The 1,479-nt window shown below is 42.3% G+C and carries 1 protein-coding gene; it reads left to right on the top strand.

The annotated features are described in order from the left end of the window. Positions 1 to 104 precede the first annotated feature (104 nt). Positions 105 to 1,430, top strand: coding sequence for an ISNCY family transposase (locus F936_RS17260; RefSeq protein WP_008942541.1), 1,326 nt, complete (start codon positions 105 to 107; stop codon positions 1,428 to 1,430). The last annotated feature ends 49 nt before the right edge of the window (positions 1,431 to 1,479 follow it).

The following is a 1,479-nucleotide window of genomic DNA, read 5'->3' as shown; positions in this document are numbered from 1 at the left end:
AAGCCCAAAATAGAAATGTCCGGTTTCTCCAAAGTAAAAATGTCCGCTTTTAGAATATGCGCTTTTGCAATTTCCTTAGCGGACGGTTTGATATGTTGGTGTCTATGTCGGATAAAGAACTTAAACGATTGTCGGTCTTGCAAGAAATCTGTGATCAACGTATAACTCAATCCCAGGCTGCTCAGCTACTTCATATCTCAGAACGTCACATCAGACGCTTACTGCAGAAATACAAAGCTCAAGGTCCCGCTGCATTAGCCCATGCCGGTCGTGGCCAAATCAGCAATTCTAAACTTCCTGAAGAACTCAGACTTAAGTGTCTCAATATTGTTTCAGATCAACTTTATGGTTTCGGACCCACTTTAGCGCATGAAAAGCTCACCACCGTGCATGGATTCGATCTTTCAGTAGAAACCCTGCGTTCCTGGATGATTGCAGCCGATTTATGGATCCCTCGCTGCAAGCGCCTGAAACGACCATATCAGCCTCGTTATAACCGAGATTGTTATGGTGAATTGATCCAAATTGATGGCTCACACCATGATTGGTTTGAAGGTCGAGCACCTAAATGCTGTCTGCTAGTATTCATCGATGATGCCACAGGAAAATTGCAGCATTTACGCTTCTGTGCGTCAGAGTCAGCCTTTGACTATATGATTTCGACACGTTTATATATCGAACAGCATGGTAAGCCATTGGCATTTTACAGTGACAAACATTCAGTTTTTAGGGTGAATCAAAGTAGCAAGAAAGACACCAAGATTACCCAGTTTGGACGTGTTCTGAGCACTCTCAATATCGATATCATTTTCGCTAACTCCCCTCAAGCCAAAGGTCGTGTAGAACGAGCGAATAGAACACTTCAGGATCGTCTGATTAAGGAGATGCGTCTAGAAGGCATCAGTTCAATTGCAGATGCCAATAAGTGGCTGCCGTGCTTTATTGAGCAATTTAATCGTAAATTCGCCAAGATGGCTTTTAATTCCAAGGATCTACATCGGCCTATCGCTGAAACAGCCGAAGAATTAGATGATGTTTTTACCTGGCGTGAACCCCGCAGGGTCACGAACAGCTTGACGATTACTTATGATAAATGCGTATATATCTTGGAAAACAGCGAAGAAAATCAAAGATTGGGCGGCAAGTATCTTGAGTTCCTGGAATATCCGGATGGTACTGTAGCCATTGAATATCAGGGAAGAAAAATCAATTACAGCATCTTTGATAAATTAAGTCAGCTCAACCAGCGAGAGATCGTTGAGAATAAACGTTTGGGTTCTGTGCTGGCACATATTCAACAACAGCATGAACAACTGGAACACCAAAACAAACGCAATCGTTCTCAAAAGATGCCACGTAGACAAGCACAGAAAACAGCGATTGAACAACGAAATCTAAATCCTGTGCTTGACTTGGAAATGTCCATATAGGACATTTCTATTTGGTTATTAGGTAGGACATTTCTACTTGGGAATAACA

It is taken from the genome of Acinetobacter calcoaceticus DSM 30006 = CIP 81.8 (assembly GCF_000368965.1).
Classification (GTDB): domain Bacteria; phylum Pseudomonadota; class Gammaproteobacteria; order Pseudomonadales; family Moraxellaceae; genus Acinetobacter; species Acinetobacter calcoaceticus.
Note: the sequence above shows the minus strand (reverse complement) of the source record. Positions and strands in the feature narration are given on the sequence as shown.

What these genes read in the sequence shown, in the direction of transcription:
- F936_RS17260 (WP_008942541.1), top strand. Translation starts at nt 105, where the DNA reads ATGTCGGATAAAGAACTTAAACGATTGTCGGTCTTGCAAGAAATCTGT.